The 21139-nt window shown below is 57.5% G+C and carries 20 protein-coding genes; 5 read left to right on the top strand and 15 right to left on the bottom strand.

The features are described 5' to 3' along the window. Positions 1-58 precede the first annotated feature (58 nt). Both pdxB and MWH02_RS13945 read right to left on the bottom strand, forming a co-directional pair. Positions 59-1183 carry a 4-phosphoerythronate dehydrogenase PdxB gene (pdxB, locus tag MWH02_RS13940; RefSeq protein WP_110866556.1) on the bottom strand — a complete coding sequence of 375 codons (1125 nt, stop codon included), beginning with the start codon at positions 1181-1183 and terminating at the stop codon, positions 59-61. 56 nt (positions 1184-1239) lie between these two features. Beyond that, on the bottom strand, positions 1240-2019 hold the full coding sequence (locus MWH02_RS13945; RefSeq protein WP_192233259.1) for an AraC family transcriptional regulator: 780 nt from the start codon (positions 2017-2019) through the stop codon (positions 1240-1242). 94 nt (positions 2020-2113) lie between these two features. On the opposite strand from MWH02_RS13945, the gene MWH02_RS13950 reads away from it, so the two are divergent. After that, positions 2114-3019, top strand: a complete 906-nt coding sequence (locus tag MWH02_RS13950; protein ID WP_271460856.1) for a DMT family transporter — start codon at positions 2114-2116, stop codon at positions 3017-3019. 112 nt (positions 3020-3131) lie between these two features. Further along, complete coding sequence (flk, locus tag MWH02_RS13955) at positions 3132-4163, top strand: flagella biosynthesis regulator Flk (protein WP_101763630.1); 1032 nt, start codon at positions 3132-3134, stop codon at positions 4161-4163. Here flk and MWH02_RS13960 read toward each other — a convergent pair. Then, positions 4160-4603 carry a rhodanese-like domain-containing protein gene (locus tag MWH02_RS13960; RefSeq protein ID WP_271460857.1) on the bottom strand — a complete coding sequence of 148 codons (444 nt, stop codon included), beginning with the start codon at positions 4601-4603 and terminating at the stop codon, positions 4160-4162. The genes flk and MWH02_RS13960 overlap by 4 nt on opposite strands. 86 nt (positions 4604-4689) lie before the next feature. On the opposite strand from MWH02_RS13960, the gene pdxR reads away from it, so the two are divergent. Continuing rightward, positions 4690-6126, top strand: a complete 1437-nt coding sequence (pdxR, locus tag MWH02_RS13965) for a MocR-like pyridoxine biosynthesis transcription factor PdxR (RefSeq protein WP_271460858.1) — start codon at positions 4690-4692, stop codon at positions 6124-6126. Here the strand turns inward: pdxR and MWH02_RS13970 are convergent. Then, complete coding sequence (locus MWH02_RS13970) at positions 6119-7270, bottom strand: MFS transporter (protein WP_271460859.1); 1152 nt, start codon at positions 7268-7270, stop codon at positions 6119-6121. The genes pdxR and MWH02_RS13970 overlap by 8 nt on opposite strands. Positions 7271-7501: 231 nt before the next feature. After that, positions 7502-8722 carry a beta-ketoacyl-ACP synthase I gene (fabB, locus tag MWH02_RS13975; RefSeq protein ID WP_101763628.1) on the bottom strand — a complete coding sequence of 407 codons (1221 nt, stop codon included), beginning with the start codon at positions 8720-8722 and terminating at the stop codon, positions 7502-7504. A gap of 153 nt (positions 8723-8875) precedes the next feature. On the opposite strand from fabB, the gene mnmC reads away from it, so the two are divergent. Then, entirely contained in the window at positions 8876-10888 is a 2013-nt protein-coding gene (gene mnmC, locus MWH02_RS13980) for a bifunctional tRNA (5-methylaminomethyl-2-thiouridine)(34)-methyltransferase MnmC2/FAD-dependent 5-carboxymethylaminomethyl-2-thiouridine(34) oxidoreductase MnmC1 (RefSeq protein ID WP_271460860.1), read from the top strand. 29 nt (positions 10889-10917) lie between these two features. Here mnmC and MWH02_RS13985 read toward each other — a convergent pair whose 3' ends face one another. From MWH02_RS13985 to prmB, 6 genes are all read right to left on the bottom strand, one after another. After that, positions 10918-11199, bottom strand: a complete 282-nt coding sequence (locus tag MWH02_RS13985; RefSeq protein WP_008101252.1) for a YfcL family protein — start codon at positions 11197-11199, stop codon at positions 10918-10920. 30 nt (positions 11200-11229) lie between these two features. Continuing rightward, a complete protein-coding gene (locus MWH02_RS13990; RefSeq protein WP_110866550.1) occupies positions 11230-11775 on the bottom strand; it encodes an elongation factor P hydroxylase in 546 nt (181 codons plus the stop codon). A gap of 66 nt (positions 11776-11841) precedes the next feature. Continuing rightward, entirely contained in the window at positions 11842-12639 is a 798-nt protein-coding gene (locus tag MWH02_RS13995; protein ID WP_192411455.1) for a sulfite exporter TauE/SafE family protein, read from the bottom strand. A gap of 8 nt (positions 12640-12647) precedes the next feature. Then, positions 12648-13475, bottom strand: coding sequence for a penicillin-insensitive murein endopeptidase (gene mepA / locus MWH02_RS14000; protein WP_370579096.1), 828 nt, complete (start codon positions 13473-13475; stop codon positions 12648-12650). Between the two features lie 5 nt (positions 13476-13480). Further along, positions 13481-14566 carry a chorismate synthase gene (aroC, locus tag MWH02_RS14005; protein ID WP_101763624.1) on the bottom strand — a complete coding sequence of 362 codons (1086 nt, stop codon included), beginning with the start codon at positions 14564-14566 and terminating at the stop codon, positions 13481-13483. A gap of 46 nt (positions 14567-14612) precedes the next feature. Beyond that, the gene (gene prmB, locus MWH02_RS14010; protein WP_110866547.1) at positions 14613-15545 is read right to left on the bottom strand and encodes a 50S ribosomal protein L3 N(5)-glutamine methyltransferase; all 933 of its coding nucleotides are present in this window, start codon (positions 15543-15545) and stop codon (positions 14613-14615) included. A 160-nt stretch (positions 15546-15705) separates the two neighbouring features. Between prmB and smrB the strand changes: the two genes are divergently transcribed. After that, positions 15706-16254, top strand: a complete 549-nt coding sequence (smrB, locus tag MWH02_RS14015) for an endonuclease SmrB (protein WP_101763622.1) — start codon at positions 15706-15708, stop codon at positions 16252-16254. 66 nt (positions 16255-16320) lie between these two features. On the opposite strand, the gene sixA is transcribed toward smrB, so the two are convergent. The 4 genes from sixA to MWH02_RS14035 form a co-directional block, all read right to left on the bottom strand. Then, a complete protein-coding gene (gene sixA, locus MWH02_RS14020) occupies positions 16321-16803 on the bottom strand; it encodes a phosphohistidine phosphatase SixA (RefSeq protein WP_210081318.1) in 483 nt (160 codons plus the stop codon). Positions 16804-16998: 195 nt separating this feature from the next. Then, the gene (gene fadJ, locus MWH02_RS14025) at positions 16999-19128 is read right to left on the bottom strand and encodes a fatty acid oxidation complex subunit alpha FadJ (RefSeq protein WP_271460861.1); all 2130 of its coding nucleotides are present in this window, start codon (positions 19126-19128) and stop codon (positions 16999-17001) included. Further along, positions 19128-20438: an acetyl-CoA C-acyltransferase FadI gene (gene fadI, locus MWH02_RS14030; protein WP_217548754.1), complete on the bottom strand. Its 1311-nt coding sequence runs from the start codon at positions 20436-20438 to the stop codon at positions 19128-19130. Before fadI ends, fadJ begins: the two co-directional genes overlap by 1 nt. A 166-nt stretch (positions 20439-20604) precedes the next feature. Beyond that, on the bottom strand, positions 20605-20901 hold the full coding sequence (locus MWH02_RS14035; protein ID WP_101763619.1) for a YfcZ/YiiS family protein: 297 nt from the start codon (positions 20899-20901) through the stop codon (positions 20605-20607). Positions 20902-21139 lie beyond the last annotated feature (238 nt).

Raw genomic sequence — 21139 nt, forward strand, 5'->3', positions numbered from 1 at the left:
AACATCGCCCGAGATTTAGGAATTATCCCCCGCAATAGTGCAGGTGATTGAAATTTCTTTACAAACTGGCGCGGAAGCCAAGCTGATTGAGCATCGCCGCCGTCTCCGCATCATCGCAATGCACCTGCAGCGATGACCACTCACGACGCTCTTGATATTGCTTGCGCAGGCGATCAAACTCGCCTGGCTTTGCCGCCACTTTACGCAGTGGCGCATCGTCGCGGCGCACATCATACACCAGATGTACTAAGCGTTTTAGCGTTGGCTGATCGAGCTTGCCGCGCAGGGTGACAGAACCGAATTCAGGTGCCGGCAGCAGGCTTTCCAGCGCCACCTGCTGCGGCTGGCCGATAAAGTCGCACCAGGCTTCAAACACTTGCGTGGTGCCGCGCGCTTTACCTTCCAGCGTGTAGCCAGCGATATGGGCGGTGGCGATATCCACTTTATCCAGCAGATCGAGCGACAGATCCGGCTCCGGCTCCCACACATCCAATACCACGCTAAGATCGTGGCGCATCTTCAGCACTGCCAGCAGCGCCGCGTTATCTACCACCGCACCGCGGCAGGCGTTGATCAGAATAGTGTTGGGTTTGAGCGCCATCAGCAGCGCCGCATCGGCCAAATGCCAGCTTTTATACGGGCCATCTTTAAACAGCGGCGTGTGGAAGGTCAGGATGTCGGCCTGCGCCACCAGATCATCCAGCGAATGGAAGGTTTCCTGATCGCCACGATCGGCGCGCGGTGGATCGCACAGCAGCGTTTTCACGCCCCAGGCTTGCAGACGCTTCTGCAGGCGGCCGCCAACATTCCCCACGCCAACAATGCCCACGGTGCGATCGCGCAGTGCAAAACCATCGCGCTCCGCCAGCAGCAGCAGCGAGGAGAACACATACTCCACCACCGCAATGGCATTACAGCCAGGCGCCGCAGAGAAGCTGATGCCTGCCGCCGCCAGTGATGCTTCATCAATATGATCGGTGCCGGCGGTCGCGGTGCCGACAAACTTCACCGGCGTACCGGCCAGCAGTGCCGCATTCACTTTGGTGACGGAACGCACCATCAATCCGCTGGCGTCCTGCAGCTCAGCTTCCGGCAACGGACGTCCCGGCACCGCGAGCACATCGCCGGTGCGGCTGAAGAGTTCACGGGCATAAGGCATATTTTCATCGACGAGAATTTTCACTGCGGCGGTCCTGTCTGCAAAAATTTAAGGCGCGTATTTTGCCATAAAGCCGGGGATTAACCTAACCGACTGCGATAGCGATCGGGCGTGGTACCGGCCTGCTGCTGGAACATCACAATGAGCGCCGACGCCGAGCTGTAACCCAGCTCGTGAGCAATGCCCTGCACGCTGCAACCCTGCTCCAGCAGCGCGATAGCACGCAGAAAGCGTAAACGCTGCCGCCACTCGCTGAATGACATATTCAACTGCTGCTGACAGCGTCGCGCTAGCGTACGCTCGGTGGTGAACACGCGCTTCGCCCATTGTGCCAGCGTGGTGTTATCGCCGGGATGCGCTTCGAGCGCGCGCAGAATCGGCGCGAGGAATTTGTCATCCGACATCGGCAAATAGCTGTTATGCACCGGCGCCAGACGCAGGCGATCGATCAACACTTCACACATGCGCCAGTCGGCTTGCGTTTGCGGCTGCTCCAGTTCACGGCGGGCAAAATCATTCATGATGGCGTGCCCAATGGCATCGACATGCAATAAACAGGCTTTATCCGGCAGGCCCGCGCAGAGATCGGCGGCAAGATTAAAGGTGCGAAAACGCGCTTCGTTGTGGTTGTAGCTGCTGTGACGATGGCCGGCCGGAATCCAGATCGGGATATCTGCGGGCGTCAGCAGACGTTCGCCCTCCACTTCCATCTCCAGCACGTGGCTGGTGACGAAAATCACCTGACCCCAATCATGCACATGGGTGAGGTATTCGGTTTTGGCGTTGACCTCGTCATAACGCATGAAGAAGCGCAGCAAAGGCGCATCAATCGGCGGCTGGTATTCGACTTGTAGATTCATTCTGTCCGGTCACTAACAAATATTGTCCGATTTTAACTATCTACTTTAAACCGGTCAAACGTAAACTATTCGCGATTATCTGAGGAGCTGTATCATGAATTTACTGTTTCCGCTGATCGCGGTATTGATCTGGTCGATCAACACTATCGTCAGCAAACTCTCGGCGGGAAGTATCGATCCTGCGGCGATCTCCTTCTATCGCTGGCTGCTGGCGCTGGTAGTACTAACACCGTTTTGCCTACCGGGCGTGTGGCGCCATCGTCACACCATTAAAGCCAAAGGCTGGCGATTACTGTTCCTGGGTCTGCTCGGCATGGTGCTGTATCAAAGTCTCGCCTATTACGCGGCGCACAGCGTTTCTGCGGTGATGATGGGAATTCTCGGCGCGACCATTCCGCTGCTGACCATCCTGCTCAGTCTGGTTGTGCTGCGCCTCGCGCCGACGCGCGGCATTCTGATTGGCGGCGTGTTGTCGTTCGCCGGTTTGGTATGGCTGGTGAGCGAAGGCAACCCGGCACAGTTGCTAAATCAACGGCTCGGCAATGGCGAATTGATGATGCTGGCAGCATCGACCTCGTACGCCTTGTACGGCGTGCTGACCAAACGTTGGGCGATTCCGCTGCCGACCTGGCAAAGCCTGTATGTGCAGATTTTCTTTGGCGTGCTGCTGTTGCTGCCTGGCTTCCTGCGCGCGCCGGATGTCACGCTCAACATGCACAATCTGCCGCTGGTGCTGTATGCCGGGCTGTTTGCGTCGATCATCGCGCCGTTCCTGTGGATCCTTGGCGTGCAGCGTTTGGGCGCCAGCACCACCAGCATATTCATGAACTTCGTGCCGGCGTTTACGGCCATTATTGCCGTGATGTTCCTGCATGAGCAGCTGCATGGCTATCACTGGATTGGCGGCGGCATGACGTTAGTCGGTGTTATTCTGGCGCAACGGCTGAAAACCCCGCTGCGTAAGCCGCGCAGCGCGACCCTTCCCGATCCCGCCGCCTGATTTTATTATCCGGAAAGGCCGCAGCCCCCGTGGATTTCCTGGGGGCTTTTGCTATGATGTGGCCTCTTTTTTCCGGCGCACCCGGATCTGACCCGTTTTCAAGGATTCCGCCATGCAACCTCTCAGCGGTCCCGGTGTGCCCGCGGGCGATCGTTCCCCTTTATCTCAGGCCACTGGCCCAACGCGACCTGGCGGTCCAGCCGGTGAGCAGCCGCTCTCTCCTGCCCAGCGCACCACGCTGGAACGTTTGATTGTTCGCATTATGTCTTTAAGTACGCTGAAAGCGCCGGAACTCTGGGCTGGCGTGCGGCATGAAGTCGGGGTAAAGAGTGAGGCGGAGCTGCAATCGCGCCACTTTCCGGCGGCGGAGCAGCATCTCAACGGTCGCTTAACCCAGGTGCAAAACAGTCTTGCTACGCGCCAGCTGCTGCAACAGCTGCTGGAAAAATTGCCGCAGGGCAACAATCGCCAGGCGGTGAGCGATTTTATTCGTCAGCAGTTTAACCAAACGGTGTTGAGCGCGTTGTCGCAGGATCAGCTGCGTCAGGTGCTTACCATGCTGCAAAACGGCCAGATGGCGATTCCACAGCCGCAGCAAACGCGCGTCTCCGATCGCAGCTTGTTGCCGGCAGAACAGCAGTCGCTAAATCAGCAGGTGACGCGCCTTGCAGCGAAAACCGGTGAATCGCCAGTGAAACTGCTGGCCGATACGCTGAAGCTGGTGAATCTGAAAAGTGGCGATCCGATTCCCTCACGCCACTTCCCGCTGCTGACGCAATATTTGCAGGTGCGCCAGACGCTGGCTCAGCACAGTGCGCCAACCTTGCAGATGCTGGAAACCTCACTGCGCCAGCCGTTAACCCATGATGAGCAGCGACTGCTGGAAGATTACAGCCAGCAACGTTTCCAGGCGCTGCCGACCACCGTGCTGACGCCAGCGCAGACGCAGGATCTGCTGAATCTGCTGTTTAGCCGCCGCGCCGAGAAACTGCACGAACAGCCGCTGGCCGATAGCGAAATTCGGCCGCAGCCCATCTGGTCGCCGTTTATCCAGATGCTGCCGCAGCCGCTGGCGCAGCGCCCGGCGTTAACGCTGATTGTCGGCATCTTCCTGTTTATCTTCCTGCTGTGGCTGTTTATCTAGCAGCCACAGTTGGCAGCGGGCGTGGCGTGCGGCCACTCACCCGCTGCCACGCCCCACGCCATCGGATGGTCATCGCGTTTCCAGAAATCCAGCCCGCCGATTAACTCTTTAACCTGAAAACCCAGCGACGCCAGCTTGAGCGCGGCTTTGGTTGAGCCGTTACAGCCGATGCCGTCGCAATAGGTGATGTAAACTTTGCTGCGATCGAGATGCGCCGTAGATTCCGCATTCACGGTGCGATGCGGAAACGAAAGTGCACCGCAAATGTGTCCAGCCTGATAAACCTCATCAGAGCGCGCATCAATCACCACGATCGCCGTGATGCCCTGCGCCAAATCCTCTGCTAAATCCCACGCATCGGTGTAGTACGCCAGTTTATGTTGCAGATACGCCACGCTCTCGCTGGCGCTGACTGGGGCAATTTTTAAGACCGCTGACATCGCATTCTCCTGTTGTGATTTCCCCGCAGTTTACGGCAAAGTGGTCTGCATATTGATACCACTTCCACCATAGTGATAAGACCACCGTGACCACATCTTTTCTCGCGCTGTTTAGCCATCAAACTCAGGGCGGTTTACGTGAGCGACTGTGCAATACTTTGCGCCAGGCCATCGCCAATGGGCATCTACGGCATGAGCAGAAACTGCCGTCCAGCCGCCAGTTAGCCACGGACCTATCGCTGTCGCGTGTTACGGTGGAGGCGGCGTATGCGCAGCTTGAAAGTGAAGGTTATCTGCAGCGTCACGGCGGACGCGGGACGTTTGTTTCGATTCGCATGGCTTCGCCCACCAGCAAAACCCGCACCGAACGCTCACCACACTTTTCTCAGCGTGGCCTGCAGGTTTTGGCAACGGGCGGCTGTCAGGATCCGCCCTTTCCACACGCCTTTGCCGCCGGTTCACCCGAGTTACGCGCCTTCCCACATACGCAGTGGCGTCGCATCAGCAATCAGGTGCAGCGCTCGCTGGGCAGCAAAGTGATGGGTTACGGCGATCCGCTTGGATTGCCATCACTGCGGCAGGCGGTGGCGGATTATCTGGCGCTGTCACGCGGCGTGCACTGCACCGCGGAGCAAGTGGTGATCCTCACCAGCTCACAGCAGGCGCTGCAGTTGCTGGCGTTGATGTTCCTTGATGCGGGTGACGAAGTGTGGCTGGAAGAGCCGGGTTACCCCGGCGCGCGCAACGCGTTTCTTGCCGCCGGTGCGCGCTGTCGCGCCATGCCGCTGGATGCAGAAGGCGCAGTGCCGCTCAGCGGCAGCGCGAAACTGGTCTATCTGACGCCGGCGCATCATTATCCCACCGGCACAGCAATGAGTCTGGCGCGGCGCTTGCAGTGGCTGGCGTGGGCGCGAAAGCAGGATAGCTGGTTGATTGAGGACGATTACGACAGCGAATTTCACTACGAGGATCGCCCGGCTCCGGCGCTACAAGGATTAGCCGCGGATGGTCGGGTGATTTGCCTCGGCACTTTCTCCAAAACGCTGTTCCCGTCGCTGCGGCTGGCGTGGATGGTGGTGCCGCCACAACTGGTGGAACCGTTGGGCCGCGCACGCAGCGTGATGGATGGTCACAGCGCGTTGCTGCCGCAGGCGATTTGCGCAGAGTTTCTGCAACAAGGCCATTTCGCCAGCCATTTGCGCCTGATGCGCCAACTCTATCGCAGCCGACGTGACTGCTTGCTGCAGCAGATCGAAACGCGCTTAACCCCCTGGCTTGAGCCGCTGCCGGCGGCGGGCGGCTTACAGTTAGCGGTGCGGCTGTTGCAAGGGGATGAAGCGCACTTAACCGCCGAGGCGAAAGAGAGCGGATTGTTGTTGCCGCGCCTGTCGCCGCTTTATGCCGGTGAAGTGCAGCAAGCGGGCTGGCTACTGGGCTTTGCGGCGCTGACACCCGGGGAGATTGTCAGCGCCTGCGATAAGCTGGTTACGCTGTTGTCGCAGCCCGCGCAAAGCTCTAGGTAACCAGAATGCCCAGCGCCGCACAACAGGCACCCGCAACATAGACCGAGCCGTAACCCAGTGCCGTCGCCAGTAAGCCGGTCAACGGGCCACTGGCACCGTACGCGATATCCTGAAATGCAGAGAAACCGCCAAGCGCGGTGCCGCGAATCTGTGGCGATACGCGTTTAATCACTTCAACGCCCAGCGCCGGGAAGATCAGCGAGCAGCCGCAGCCGGTCAAAGCCGCGCCAATCAGCGCCATCCAGCCAGAATTGGCGAACGCCAGTAGCAGCAGACCGGCGGTTTCCACCAGCAAAGAGATCATCGCTACTTTTACGCCGCCGTGACGATCCGGCAAGCCGCCAAAGAATACGCGCACCAGCACAAACGCACAGCCGAAGGCGGTCAGCGCAAAACCGGCGTTGCCCCAGTTTTCCGCAGCAAAATAGAGTGACGTAAAGGTGCCGATCACCGCAAAACCGGTGCCCTGCAGCGCCAGCGCCAGTCCCGGCTGAAAGATGGTTTTCACTACGCTAAGCAGCGATGGCCGCTCGCCGCCCACCACCGGCACTTTGCGGATCCAGCCATTTATCGCCAGCGACAGCAGCGGCAACAGCAGCGCAACCGCACCGAGAGCAGCAAAGCCGCCGTGCTGATTGATCAGCAAGCCGAGCGGTGCGCCAGCCGCCAGCGATCCATAAATCGCCATGCCGTTCCATGACATCACTAATCCGGAACGTTTGCTGCCCACCAATCCCATGCCCCAGGTCAGATTGCCGGTCAGCAGCAGGCTTTCGCCGAATCCTAACAGCAAGCGCCCCACTGCCAACAAACCAAACTTCATCCACGGAGAAACCGGTAACAACGCGGCCGCCAGATACGCCACGCCCACCAGCGCGATGGCCAGCATGCCGTGCTGAGTGGTGAGTTTCGCACCGTGTTGATCCGCTCGACGCCCGGCAAAGCTGCGCGTCAACAGCGTGGCGAAGAACTGAATCCCCACCGCCACGCCAACCATCAGGTTACTCATACCGAGTTCATGATGGACATACAGCGGGATGACCGGCAGCGCGAGGCCAGCGGTCAGATAGGTGAGGAATACCGCAAAGGAGGTGCAGGCCAGCGGCATAACGGATTGCGTCTGCGCGTCAGCAGTCGTGGTCATGGTGGGTCGAACTCCTTGTAATAACCAGACACGCGCTTGCTGCCAAAACAGAAACGGGATATTTGGTTCACACTAAGCTAAAAGTGATAATTTTGTTTCGGATGGAGTGGGAGTGTAGGCAAGCTGAAGGTGGAATGTCAAAACAACAAGGGCCGGATAACCGGCCCTTGTGATATTGCTAGCATAATCAGGTCGCCATGAATGGCGATCCTACGGGATTATGCTGGCAACTTACGCATGATACTTACGCATGGTCAGAGTGGCGTTAGTCCCGCCGAAGCCAAAGCTGTTCGACATCACGGTGGTCAGCGCTTTATCAGTTGGTTTGGTCACGATGTTCAGACCTTTGCCCGCTTCATCCAGCTCTTCCACGTTGATGCTTGGCGCGATGAAACCGTGCTCCAGCATCAGCAAGGTGTAGATTGCTTCCTGCACGCCCGCCGCACCCAGTGAATGACCGGTCATGGCTTTAGTGGCAGACAGTGATGGGCAGTTATCGCCGAACACTTCGCGAATCGCACCCAGCTCTTTCACATCACCAACCGGCGTAGAAGTGCCGTGGGTATTGAGGTAATCGATTGGGGTATCCAGACCTTGCATCGCCATCTTCATGCAGCGCACTGCGCCTTCGCCTGAAGGAGCTACCATGTCTGCGCCATCTGAGGTTGCGCCGTAGCCCACGATCTCAGCATAAATGTGTGCACCACGTGCCAGAGCGTGCTCCAGCTCTTCAACCACCACCATACCGCCGCCGCCAGCGATAACGAAGCCGTCACGGTTGGCATCGTAAGTACGTGAGGCTTTTTCTGGCGTTTCGTTGTATTTGGTCGACAGTGCGCCCATCGCATCGAACTCACAGGCCATTTCCCAGCTAAGCTCTTCACCGCCGCCAGCAAATACAATGTCCTGTTTACCCAGCTGAATCTGCTCAACCGCGTTACCGATGCAGTGTGCAGAAGTAGCACAGGCTGAACTGATGGAGTAGTTCACGCCGTGAATTTTGAACGGGGTTGCCAGGCAAGCAGAAACGCCTGAACCCATCGCCTTGGTCACCACATAAGGACCGACCGCTTTCAGGCCGCGTGGGCTACGCATGGCGTCAGCACCAAATACCTGATAACGCGGAGAACCGCCGCCAGAACCGGCAATCAAACCCACACGTGGGTTTTGCTGATACTGTTCGTCAGTCAGGCCTGAGTCTTTGATCGCTTCGGCCATTGAAAGGTAGGCATAAATAGAGGCATCACTCATAAAACGCACGATTTTGCGATCGATGAGCCCGTTGGTATCCAGTTTGACGTTGCCCCATACGTGGCTGCGCATACCGGCATCTCTCATCTCTTCAGAGAAAGTAATACCGGAACGGCCTTCACGCAGAGAAGCCAGCACTTCTTGCTGGTTATTACCAATGCTGGAAACAATACCCAGGCCAGTAATCACTGCACGTTTCATTCAATAATCCTCGTTCCACATATTTGGATGTGGTGCACTCTAGCGTACAGTTGTAAGCCGAACAAGTCCGATCAGCCATTTCCCTTTGTAAATTTGCGTCATGTGACGTCTATCGCTAAACTCGCGCCACTGCCTGAAATATGAGCCTTTCCCGTGAAATTAACCCCGGTTGAACACGCCCAAATAAACTGGAATGAACAGGGTACACCTGTGTCCCGAGCGTTCGGCGACGTCTATTTCTCCAACGATAATGGACTGGAGGAAACGCGCTATGTGTTCCTTGATGGCAACCATATTCCGCACCGTTTTGCTGAACATTCACGCGATTTATTTATTGTCGCCGAAAGCGGTTTTGGGACTGGTCTGAACTTTCTTACCCTGTGGCAAGCCTTCGATCGCTTCCGCAATGAGCAACCCAACGCCACTTTGCAGCGTCTGCACTTCATCAGCTGCGAGAAATTCCCGCTGACGCACGCCGATCTGGTGGCTGCGCATGCCCATTGGCCGGAGCTAAAGCCGTGGGCCGAACAGCTGCAACAGCAGTGGCCGCAGGCGTTGCCGGGTTGTCAGCGCCTGCTGTTTAACGGCGGCGAAGTCACGCTGGACCTCTGGCTTGGTGATATTAACGCGCTAATTCACACCTTTGATGACAGCCTCAATCGTCAGGTGGATGCGTGGTTCCTTGATGGCTTCGCGCCGGCAAAAAATCCTGAGATGTGGACGCCAGATCTGTTCGCCGCGATGGCGCGCCTCGCCCGGCCGGGCGGCACGCTGGCGACTTTTACCGCGTCGGGGTTTGTGCGACGCGGGTTGCAGGACGCCGGTTTCAGTATGCAGAAGCGCAAAGGCTTTGGTCACAAGCGTGAAATGCTGGTCGGCGTGCTGGAACAGGCCGCTGCATTGCCGCACAGCCAGCCGTGGTATGCGCGCCCGTCGGCAAGCAGCAATGAAGTAGCGCTGATTGGCGGCGGCGTCGCCAGCGCAGTATTGGCGCTGGCGCTACTGCGACGCGGTTGGCGCGTGACGCTCTACTGCGCCGATGACGCGCCCGCGCTGGGCGCATCCGGCAATCGTCAGGGCGCGCTCTATCCGCTGCTCAACCAGCACGATCCCGCACTGGCCACCTTCTTCCCGGCGGCTTTTGGTTTTGCCCGACGTCTATACGATCGGCTGCCAGTGGAGTTTGAGCATGACTGGAGCGGCGTGTTGCAGCTGGGCTGGGATGATAAAAGCGCGGAGAAAATTGCGCAGATGCTCAACATGGCACTGCCGCATGACATCGCGTACGGTGTTAATAAAGAAGAAGCGCAACAGCTGGCGGGCGTTGAACTTGATGTCGGCGGGATTTTTTATCCGCAAGGCGGCTGGCTGTCGCCTGCACAGCTGACCAGCAATCTGCTGGAATACGCGCAATCGCGGGGATTACGCCTGCACTGGCTACATCGCATCACGCAATTAACGCGCGATGAAGATCGCTGGACGCTGCACTTTGATGAGCAGCCGCCGGTGCAGCATTCCCAAGTGGTGCTGGCGAATGGTCACGCGTTGCTGGAACTTGAGCACAGTAAAACGCTGCCGGTGTACGCGGTGGCGGGACAAGTGAGCCACGCGCCGACTAATCCGTCGTTGGGCGCGCTGCGCACCGTGCTGTGTTACGACGGCTATCTCACGCCGGTCAGCCCGAACTTCGCCACCCATTGCATCGGCGCCAGCTATCATCGCGGCGATACCGCCACGGATTTCCGCGCCGACGATCAGCAGGAGAATCGCCAACGGCTGATTAACTGTCTGCCGCAGAGCCAATGGCCGCAACAGGTTGATGTGTCCGATAACCAGGCGCGCAACGGCGTGCGCTGTGCCACGCGCGATCATCTGCCGATGAGCGGCAGCGCGCCAGATTATGAAGCGACACTCACGCAATACGCCGATCTGCCAGAACAGCGTGCGCGTGGTGCAAGCGTAGCCGATGCGCCGGTGCATAACGGTTTGTTTGTGTTGGGCGCATTAGGTTCGCGTGGTTTGTGCAGCGCACCGCTGGCGGCCGAAGTGCTGGCGGCGCAGATGAGCGGCGAACCGCAGCTGCTGGATGCAGCCACGCTGGCGGCGATGAGTCCGAATCGCTATTGGGTGCGAAAACTGCTGAAGGGTAAAAAAGCGGGTCGATAATCTGCGGGGCGAGCGATCGCCCCGAGACGTTAAGCGGTTTGACGTGCCTGCAGGAACAGATTGTCCCACATGCCGGTGACCAGCGCCTGATCGCGTGGCGACAGTTCGCCAGCAGCAATGGCTTTTTGCAGGCTGTTGGTGACGTGAGTCTGCAGCGCTTCCGGCGTGTGTTCACCGCTCAGCTCTATCTCCGCCACTGCCAGGGTCAGATGACCACGCAGATAGCCGCCTGCAAACAGCTCGTCATCGCTGGCGTGATCGACCATGTCATCAATCAGGGCCAGAATGCGGGTTTCAAATTCTACGATCATCTCTTCCTCTCTTCTTATAACCTTCGCGGATTACAGATCTTCCGGCCAGGGGAATTGTGCCGCCGTCAGTGGCGGCGTGCCGTAATAATTCGTCAGTGCATCGATGAAGCGAGCTGGTCGTGCCGGAATGCCCTGCTGCAGATACGTCATCACCTGTGCATGCACTTTGCGCTGAAACGCTATGCGATCTGGCTCACAATCGCCTTCGAGATTGTCACAACTTACGTTGAAGGGAAAGCCCGCCGCCACGCAGAATAACCACTCCAGCGCCTGCGGTTTTACCTCAACCGATTCGAACTGGCTCTGCGTTTGCGCATCGCGTCCGTCCGGACAATACCAATAACCAAAATCCACCAGCTTGCGGCGCGCTTCACCGGCAATGCACCAGTGGGAAATTTCATGCAGTCCGCTGGCGTAGTAGCCGTGCGCGAACACCACGCGATTCCACGGTGAGGTTTCATCCGCTGGAAGATAAATAGGTTCGTCGTCGCCTTTAATTAGACGGGTCTGAAAATCGTCAACGAAGCAGCCATCAAAGATGGCAATCAGCTGATCGTAATGGTGTGTTGTACTCATAATTTTTAATCTTTAAAAAAACCGGCGCCATTGTCGCATTGGCAGCCGGTCTTGACGAGTGTTGGATTACAGCGTGGCCAGCCAGGCCATCAGTTCTGCGCCATGACTGTCCCATAACAATTTAGCGCTCATTACCGCAGAAACGATCACTACCATGGGGCGAATCAGTTTCTGACCACGGCTCAATACCAGCCTGGCGCCGAGGCGAGCGCCGATAAAGGCGCCGAGCAACATAATCGCGCCGGTGCCCCACACCACTTTTCCGCCGAACATAAAGAACAGCAAACTGCCAAAATTCGAGGTGAAATTTAGGATTTTGGCGTGGGCGGTGGCTTTCGCCAGATTGAAGCCACACAGCGTAACAAAGGCCAGCGCATAGAACGAGCCGGCGCCGGGACCAAAGAAGCCGTCGTAAAAGCCGACGCAGCCGCCGCCTACCAGCGCATAGGGCAAACCGTGCAGACGACGTTCGCGATCGGCTTCGCCCAAACGCGGCATCAGCAGGAACCACAAACCGATGCAGATCAGCAGCAGCGGTAAGATTTGGCGCAGCACATCCGCTTGTAAGTGCTGAATCAGAATGGTGCCGGCAATCGCGCCGAGGAAGGTCATGGCGATATTCAGCCACTGCTCGCTCAGATTCACCGCACCACGTCGGATGAAATAGAGGCTGGCGGAGAACGATCCGCCGACCGATTGCAGCTTATTAGTGGCTAACGCCTGTGCAGGCGACAGCCCGGCAGCCAGCAATGAAGGCACGGTGAGCAAACCACCGCCACCGGCAATGGAGTCGATAAACGCCGCCAACATTGCCACAAAGAACAGCACGCCGATAATCAGCGGACTGACAACGAACCAATCCATTGAAATACCTACAGAAGATGCTTATCTAATAACGCCTGGCAAGACGGCGGCAATGGCGGCGGCGTTTTCTTCACCGGCGGCGTGCTGCCTGGTTTTTTCGGCAGGAACCAGCTGTCCAGCTCAGCGCCACAGCCATCGCCGGCCGGTTGAGGTGCCTGGTCTTCACATTCAAGGCTCCCCGCCGGGCATCGCAGACGCACGTGCATGTGCGCGCGATGGGCAAACCACGGACGCACTTTATTCAACCACGCGCGATCGCTGCCAGCATCGGCGCAAAGCTGCCTTTTGATTGCCGGATTGACGAAGATACGCGTCACTTCATCATCTTTCGCCGCCAGTTTAATCAGGCTATCGATTTGCGGCTGCCAGTGACGCGCAATCACCTGTTTATCATCGGCAGAAACCAGATCGAGCGGCTGCGGCTTGAGCAACTGCTGCGCCGTCCAGCGGGTTTTCGGCAGCTGCAGCCAGATATCGACGTCTAGACCCGTTTGATGGCTGGCGTGGCCGCTGCTAAAACGTCCACCCGCCGCCATGCCCATATCGCCAATCAGCACTTGTCCCAGCTGAAGCTGATGAACCTGGGTGCTGAGACGCTGAATAAAGGCGATCAGATCGGGATGGCCGAAATAGCGGCGCTGATCCTGGCGCATCACCTGATAATTGGGTGAGTTAAGCGGCAACTGCTGCGCACCCACAATACAGCCGTTGGCGAAACCGCCAATCGACTGCGGGCTGCCGGCAATCGGCTGATGAATTTGCTGCCACGGCGTGGCAGCAACGGCGGCCGCACTGCATAGCAGCGCGGCACAGATAATGAGCAGACGGCGCATCATCGGGTTTACCAGCGCGGAACGCTGCTGTTGACGTCACCGTTTTGCGCACGCTGGCGCAGCAGGTGATCCATCAACACAATCGCCATCATCGCTTCGGCAATCGGCACGGCGCGAATGCCGACGCAGGGATCGTGACGACCTTTGGTAATCATCTCGACTTCTTCACCCTCGCGGGTGATGGTGTTGCCTGGCACGGTGATGCTGGAGGTCGGTTTCATCGCCAGATTGGCGCTAATGGTTTGGCCGCTGCTGATGCCGCCCAGAATGCCGCCCGCGTGATTGCTCTGGAAACCGTTGGCACGGATCTCATCGCGATGTTGACTGCCGCGCTGATTGATCACCGCAAAACCGTCGCCGATCTCCACGCCTTTCACCGCGTTGATGCTCATCAGCGCATGCGCTAAATCCGCATCCAGACGATCAAATACCGGCTCGCCCAGGCCCGGCGGCACGTTCTCTGCCAGCACGGTAACTTTGGCGCCGATGGAATCGCCCTCTTTTTTCAGGCCGCGCATCAGCTCATCCAGCGCTTCCAGTTTGGAGGCATCCGGGCAGAAGAACGGGTTCTCTTCCACGATGCTCCAGTCTTTCAGCTCGCAGGCCACATCGCCAATCTGCGCCAGATAGCCGCGCACCACGATGCCGTGCTTCATCTGCAGATACTTCTTGGCAATCGCCCCTGCCGCCACGCGCATCGCGGTTTCACGCGCCGAAGAGCGGCCACCGCCACGATAGTCGCGCAGGCCATATTTCTGCTCGTAGGTATAATCGGCATGGCCAGGACGGAACAGATCTTTGATGGTGCCGTAATCCTGTGAACGCTGGTCGGTGTTCTCAATCAGCAAACCGATTGAGGTTCCCGTCGTCACGCCCTCAAACACGCCGGACAAAATTTTCACCTGATCCGGCTCGCGGCGCTGCGTGGTATAGCGCGAAGTGCCAGGACGACGACGATCAAGATCGTGCTGGATGTCGGCTTCCGTCAGCGGAATGCCGGGCGGCACACCGTCAACGATGCAGCCCAGCGCAATACCATGCGACTCGCCAAAAGTGGTTACGCGAAAAACTTGTCCGATGCTGTTTCCGGCCATGCTGGTTCCTTGTTGCGATGTTGCGGGCGAGCGCTCGCCCTCTTATTTAGTCTTTGTAAAATGAGAAGTGATGCTGTGCCGCCACGATTTGCTCGCGCGTCAGCATAAACACGCCGTCACCGCCGTTATCAAACTCCAGCCAGGTAAACGGCACGTCTGGATACTGATCGATCATGTGCACCATGCTGTTACCCACTTCGCAAATCAGCACGCCTTGCTCAGTGAGGTAATCCGGCGCACAGGCCAGAATGCGACGCACCAGTTTCAGGCCGTCGCTGCCCGCCGCCAGACCCAGTTCCGGCTCGTGGCGATATTCGTTCGGCAGATCGTCCATATCTTCCGCATCCACGTACGGCGGATTGGTGACGATCAGATCGTATTTCACCGGCGGCAAGTTGCGGAACAGATCGGCGCGGATTGGCGTGACGTGGTTCAGCAGGCCATGCTCTTCAATGTTCTGCTCGGCGACAGCCAGTGCATCGGTGGAGATATCGACTGCATCCACTTCCGCTTCCGGGAAGGCGTAAGCGCAGGCAATGGCGATGCAGCCGCTGCCGGTACACATATCCAGAATGTGATGAGGCGAATCGCTGATCAAACCGGCAAAGCGGTTCTCAATCAGTTCACCAATCGGTGAACGCGGCACTAATACGCGCTCATCAACGTAAAATTCGTGGCCACAGAACCAGGCTTTGTTGGTGAGATACGCCACCGGAATGCGCTCGTTGACGCGGCGAATCACGCGCTCAACAATGCGATGACGCTCGCTGGCAGTCAGGCGCGCATTGCGCATATCTTCTGGAATATCCAGCGGTAGCCACAGCGTTGGCAGAACCAGTTGGACTGCTTCGTCCCAGGGATTATCCGTGCCGTGGCCGTACCAAATGCCTGCCGCCGAAAAACGGCTGACAGCCCAGCGCAGCATGTCCTGAATGGTGTGCAGTTCATTCACTGCCTCATCGACGAATATCTTGTCCACGTAGCCCTCCGCAGGCCATAAAATCAATCGGCCGATAGTGTGCCACGAAGCCGGGCAGAATTCAGCGCAGCGAGGCGAAAAAGCTGACATTTGTTAACAGTAACGGTTAAGGTATGCCACCGGCTGTTTAACCAGCCTTTTCTGACCCAATCACAGAGCCATGAGTAAGAAAACGCCGCTAAGCCAGGACGATCAGGAGATGTTCCGCCAGTTAATGAGTGGAACCCGCAAGCTGAAACAGGACACTATCGTGCATAAACCGGTAGTGAAAACGCGCGAAGTACCGCTCAAACGCCTGCTTTCAGAACAGGTCGATAACAGCCATTATTTTTCAGACGAGTTTCAGCCGTTGCTGTCGAGCGAAGGTCCGGTGCGCTACGTGCGCGCGGATGTCAGCCATTACGAGCAGAAGAAATTGCGTCGTGGCGATTACACGCCGGAAATTTTTCTCGATCTGCATGGCTTAACGCAGATGCAGGCCAAGCAGGAACTCGGCGCGTTGATTGCCGCCTGTCGTCGCGAACATCTGTTCTGCGCCAGCGTGATGACCGGGCACGGCAAACACATCCTCAAGCAGCAAACACCGCTGTGGCTGGCACAACATCCGCATGTGATGGCGTTTCATCAGGCACCGAAAATGTTTGGCGGCGATGCCGCACTGCTGGTGCTGATAGAGGTAGAGGAGTGGCAGCCGCCTGAATTGCCGTGACATGCCGCGCTACAAAAGGATAGGGCCGCGTTTGCGGCCCACAGAGAAATGTATAACTTTAGGGAATTAAATCGCTTTAGCCAATTTTGACGGGCTGACCTGCCACTCCAGCTTGCCTTCGCAGGCCTCTGCATCAAAGTTCACACAGGCTATTGCCGAGGTCGCGAACATCGGCGGCGCTTCCTGCGGGCAGAGTTCAGACACCAGATAACCCACCAGCGGCAGATGCGAAATCACCAGCGCCGATTTAACCCCTTTTTGTGCCAGCGCCTGCAGATAGCAGGCCACCATGCCCGGATCGCCGCCCGGCGTCAGTTCCGGCAAAACATCCTGCCCTTCTGGCAATTTCAGGGTTTCGCGCACCGTGGCGAGCGTTTGCTCGGCACGCAGGTAAGGACTGACTAATACCCGATCAATTTCTGGCGTTTTGCCGTTGAGCCAGCTCGCCATCGCTCTCGATTCATCACAGCCACAGAGTGTGAGAGGTCGAACAGAATCACTCGCTGCTTCCAGAGCTGCATCGCCATGACGCATGATAAAAACTTGCATAAAGCACCGCTGTTGTTTGTCGATATCGGCCGGTACCACAGCACCAGACGCTTCATTCTGCGAATGAACGGTGTGTTTTACCCCAATGGCTTCAGTATAGTCAACCGGTTGTTTATTAAATAAGCATATCTCAGAATGGTGCCGCGCTTACCGCTGCACGGCCCGCTGACTAACCCGCTGAATCTGTGCGCCTATTCACGATTGTGCAGAAGTGTAAAAATTCGTTTGCTGTTCTGACATTGCAATCAGCGCCTCACTCGGCGTAAAACGCTCGCCGTGCTGCTGCATTAATGACCTTAATGCTTTGACGATATCGCCAATGCCGCGCTGATCCATATAGCGGAACGGACCGCCAAGGAACGGCGGAAAACCGATGCCAAATACCGCCGCAATATCGCCATCACGCGCGTTGCGGATCACCGCTTCATCCAGACAGCGTGCCGCTTCGTTCAGCATCATCAAGACGCAGCGCTCAGCGATCTGCGCTTCGCTCTGCCTTGCCTGCGGTTTGATATTCAGCAGTGAATAAAGGGAAGCATCGACTTTGCGTTTTCCCGGCCAGCGCGAACGTTGATAGAGGTAAAACCCTTTGTGATTTTTGCGCCCATTTCTGCCGTCGGCCAGAATGGCGTTCGCGGCGTTGGGGGCGCTGAAACGTAAACCGTAAGCCTGCTCAAGAATCGGGCTGATTTTGCTGCCGACATCAATGCCCACTTCATCCAGCAGCTGCAGTGGCCCAACCGGGAAACCAAACTTCACTAGAGCGCGATCGATATGCTCAATCGGCTCACCTTCCTGCAAGCAGTGCATCGCTTCATTTATATAGGGCGCGAGAATGCGGTTAACGTAAAAGCCGGGGCGATCCGCCACCACCACCGCCGTTTTGCCCTGCTGACGCGCCAGCTGCACCGTATTTGCCAGCGTTTGCGCCGAGGTATTGGCGTGAGGAATCACCTCCACCAGCGGCATTTTGTCCACAGGACTGAAAAAATGCAGACCGATCACGTTTTCAGGCCGCTGGGCTTTGGCTGCGATATCAGCAATTGGCAGCGACGAAGTATTGGAGGCGAAAATGGTGTGCGGCTGGCAATGGCTTTCGATTTCGCTGACCATCTGCTGCTTGAGCGCCAGATCCTCAAATACTGCTTCAATCACCAGATCGCGCTGGCTAAATCCCTGGTAATCGGTGCCACCGCTGATGCGCGCCATCTGCTGCTGGCGTTCGGCGGCTTTTAGCTGACGCCGCTTCACCTTGTTGCTCAGCAGATCCCAGCTGTATTGCAGCGCATGATTCACGCCGACCAGATTGATGTCTTTAATGCGCACTGGCAAACCGGCTTTCAGCGCCGTAACGCTGGCGATGCCGCCGCCCATCAAACCGCCGCCGAGCACGCCAATCTGCTTCAGCACTTGCGGCTCGACACTGGCCATCGACTCTTTCTTTAAGGCCGTTGAGGCGAAGAACAAACTGCGCAGCGCGGCCGATTCTGGCGTCATCGCCAGTTGGCCAAAGGCGCGCGCTTCCGCTTCATGCCCGGCGCTGCTGCCCTGCTCCAGACCGATGCGCACCACGTCAAGAATGCGCTGGGCCGCTGGATAGTTGCCCTGGGTTTTGCTGTGGATTTGCCGCTGCGCCAGCGAGAACAGCACCTGACGCGCGATTGGTCCCTGCAGAAAACGATCGCGGCGCGAAAGCTCCCGCCGTGCGCCTTTTCCTTTGTGTACGCGCGCAAGCGCCGTTTCCAGCAGAATTGATTGCGGCACCGCGTCATCGACAATCCCCAGCTTGAGCGCCTGTTTAGCGCGCAGCTGTTTGCCGGTGAGGATCAGCGGCAGCGCCTGCTGTACGCCAATCAGGCGCGGCAAACGTTGCGTACCGCCAGAACCCGGCAGCAGACCGAGCTGTACTTCCGGCAAACCGAGGCGCGTTTTGTCATCCAGCGAACAGATGCGCGCATCGCAGGCCAGCGCCAGTTCCAGACCGCCGCCGAGGCAGGCACCGTGAATCGCCGCCACCACTGGAAACGGCAGCGCGGCAATCATCGCCATCACATCTTGTCCCTGCTTTGCCAGCGCCTCAGCTTCCTGCGCCGTTTTGCAGTTGGCGATCATGCTGATATCCGCACCAGCAACAAAGTTGTCTGGCTTGCCGGAGATCAACACTAATCCAGCCAACTGCTGATGGCTGCGCGCTTCGTCCAGCACCGCTTTGATCTGCGGCACAAACTCGGCCTTCAGCGTGTTCATCTTCTCGCCCGGCACATCGATGGTGATCACACCGACGTGGTCGAGGCGCATGTGTAAATGAAAGGCGGATTCGCTCATTATTCGGCCTCCAAAACCATTGCCGTGCCCAGGCCGCCCGCCGCGCAGGCGGTGACCAATCCCAATCCGCCACCGCGCCGCCGCAGTTCCTGCAGCGTTTGCGTGATCATGCGTGCGCCAGTGGCGGCAAACGGATGACCATAAGCAATCGATCCGCCAAGCACGTTAAAGCGTTCTTCATTGACTTCACCTAACGCATGCGGACGATTCAGCACCTCGCGCGCAAAGCGTTCGTCACGGAACATTTTCAGGTTGGCTAAGGTTTGTGCGGCAAAGGCTTCGTGCATATCAATCAGCGTCAGATCGTTGAGCGTGATGCCGGCGCGCTCCAGCGCCAGCGGCGAGGCGTAGGCCGGTCCAAGCAGCATATCCTGCCAGACATCAATCGCCGTAAAAGCATAGCTGCGCAGATAGCCGAGCGGCTGAATGCCGAGTTCGCGCGCGCGCCCTTCACGCATCAGGATCACCGCTGCGGCACCATCGGTCAGCGGCGTGCTGTTGGCGGCGGTCACCGAACCGTGGCGACGATCAAACGCCGGGCGCAGTTTGGCGTAATCGGCGGCGCTGGCGTTGAAGCGAATATTGTTGTCCTGCTCGATGGGCGCTTTCCACGGCGGCACAAATGCGGGCATCACTTCCTGGCTTAACACGCCCGATTGCCAGGCGCGCGCCGCATGCTGGTGCGAACGCAGCGCTAACGCGTCCTGCTGTTCACGCGTGATGCCGTGACTTTTCGCCATCTGCTCGGCGGTATCACCCATGCGTAATCCGGTGGAATACTCCGCTACCGCCGGTGGCACCGGCAAGAGATCGCGCGGACGCAAATGACGCAGGATGCTGAGTTTTTGACTAAAGCTGCGCGCTTTGTTGAGATCCACCAGCGCACGAGCCAGAGTTTTACTGACGCCAATCGGCAGCACCGAGGATGAATCCGCGCCACCGGCAATGCCGGCATCGATGGTGCCCGCCATTAAACTTTCCGCCACGTTTGCCACCGCCTGAAAACTGGTGGCGCAGGCGCGGCTAACGCTATAGGCATCGGTATGCACGCCTAATCCGCTGCTCAGAACAATTTCACGCGCAATATTGGGCGCTTCCGGCATCTGCACCACCTGGCCAAACACCAGTTGATCGATAATCTCGACCGGTAATTCGCTGCGCGCCATCAGTTCGCTGATCACCATGCGCCCCAGCTCTAGCGCGGGAATGCCGTGGAAATCGGTCGCCTGACGGGCAAAAGGGGTGCGTAATCCGTGGGTTATGGCGATACGTTCGCCCTGACGCGTCAGCAGCGGCTGCGCTTTGCTCATTGCAATCACCTGTATTTTTCGACCGGGGCATCATTGCCAAACAGGTCTGACCTGATCATCAGTGTTAACTAAGTGTTGCTAAGTAGCCAATAAGCAGAGGAAAAAAGTGCGAGGGAATACACGAAAATGAGTTAAGGCTGCCGAAGGGGTTTCGGCAGCGGCATGATTAGCGTAGGCCGAGCTGGAAAATCAGGGTTTCGGCCTGGCAGGCAAAGGTGAAGTCGATAGACAGGCGCACCGCGTCGCCTTCATTGGCAAAATCCGCGCGAATATCGCAAGGATCGGATTCCACCTGACGCGCGCGCTCAGTCAAATGCGCCAGCATCGCTTCCGCCGCATGACGGTCGGCAAATACGCCAGACCAGCTTGCGGTGCAATCGGTGTTATCCATCACGGTTCCCACATCGACACAGCAGCAGGCCGCCGTTTCGTTGGCATTACACTTTTTAATGGCATCAGTCATGATTCTCTCCTGACGATAATTTCAACGTAATCGGATTATTTTCTGCCGCAAAGTGTACGCCTGCTGCGTTTTCACATCCACGCTCAAGCCGCTAAGTGACGAATATCACACTAAAAATTGATCCAAAGCAAAATTGAACGCTATGTTTAAGTCGAACCGCTAAGATTTTGTTAAGCAGATCTGATTTTATCGATCAAATCAGAAATATTTAAAAAACGATATTGCAACAAATACACAG

It is taken from the genome of Pantoea leporis, assembly GCF_028048155.1.
In the GTDB taxonomy this organism is placed as follows: Bacteria; Pseudomonadota; Gammaproteobacteria; order Enterobacterales; family Enterobacteriaceae; genus Pantoea; species Pantoea leporis.

Bases quoted from the DNA above. Each gene is read 5' to 3' on its own strand.
- flk (WP_101763630.1), top strand. From the start codon at position 3,132: ATGCAACCTCTCAGCGGTCCCGGTGTGCCCGCGGGCGATCGTTCCCCT.
- MWH02_RS13945 (WP_192233259.1), bottom strand. From the start codon at position 2,019: ATGAATCTACAAGTCGAATACCAGCCGCCGATTGATGCGCCTTTGCTG.
- MWH02_RS13970 (WP_271460859.1), bottom strand. From the start codon at position 7,270: ATGACCACGACTGCTGACGCGCAGACGCAATCCGTTATGCCGCTGGCC.
- fadJ (WP_271460861.1), bottom strand. From the start codon at position 19,128: ATGAGCGAATCCGCCTTTCATTTACACATGCGCCTCGACCACGTCGGT.
- aroC (WP_101763624.1), bottom strand. From the start codon at position 14,566: ATGGCCGGAAACAGCATCGGACAAGTTTTTCGCGTAACCACTTTTGGC.
- MWH02_RS13995 (WP_192411455.1), bottom strand. From the start codon at position 12,639: ATGGATTGGTTCGTTGTCAGTCCGCTGATTATCGGCGTGCTGTTCTTT.
- MWH02_RS13990 (WP_110866550.1), bottom strand. From the start codon at position 11,775: ATGAGTACAACACACCATTACGATCAGCTGATTGCCATCTTTGATGGC.
- MWH02_RS14035 (WP_101763619.1), bottom strand. From the start codon at position 20,901: ATGACTGATGCCATTAAAAAGTGTAATGCCAACGAAACGGCGGCCTGC.
- fadI (WP_217548754.1), bottom strand. From the start codon at position 20,438: ATGAGCAAAGCGCAGCCGCTGCTGACGCGTCAGGGCGAACGTATCGCC.
- smrB (WP_101763622.1), top strand. From the start codon at position 15,706: ATGAGTAAGAAAACGCCGCTAAGCCAGGACGATCAGGAGATGTTCCGC.
- MWH02_RS13960 (WP_271460857.1), bottom strand. From the start codon at position 4,603: ATGTCAGCGGTCTTAAAAATTGCCCCAGTCAGCGCCAGCGAGAGCGTG.
- MWH02_RS13985 (WP_008101252.1), bottom strand. From the start codon at position 11,199: ATGATCGTAGAATTTGAAACCCGCATTCTGGCCCTGATTGATGACATG.
- mepA (WP_370579096.1), bottom strand. From the start codon at position 13,475: ATGATGCGCCGTCTGCTCATTATCTGTGCCGCGCTGCTATGCAGTGCG.
- sixA (WP_210081318.1), bottom strand. From the start codon at position 16,803: ATGCAAGTTTTTATCATGCGTCATGGCGATGCAGCTCTGGAAGCAGCG.
- MWH02_RS13950 (WP_271460856.1), top strand. From the start codon at position 2,114: ATGAATTTACTGTTTCCGCTGATCGCGGTATTGATCTGGTCGATCAAC.
- fabB (WP_101763628.1), bottom strand. From the start codon at position 8,722: ATGAAACGTGCAGTGATTACTGGCCTGGGTATTGTTTCCAGCATTGGT.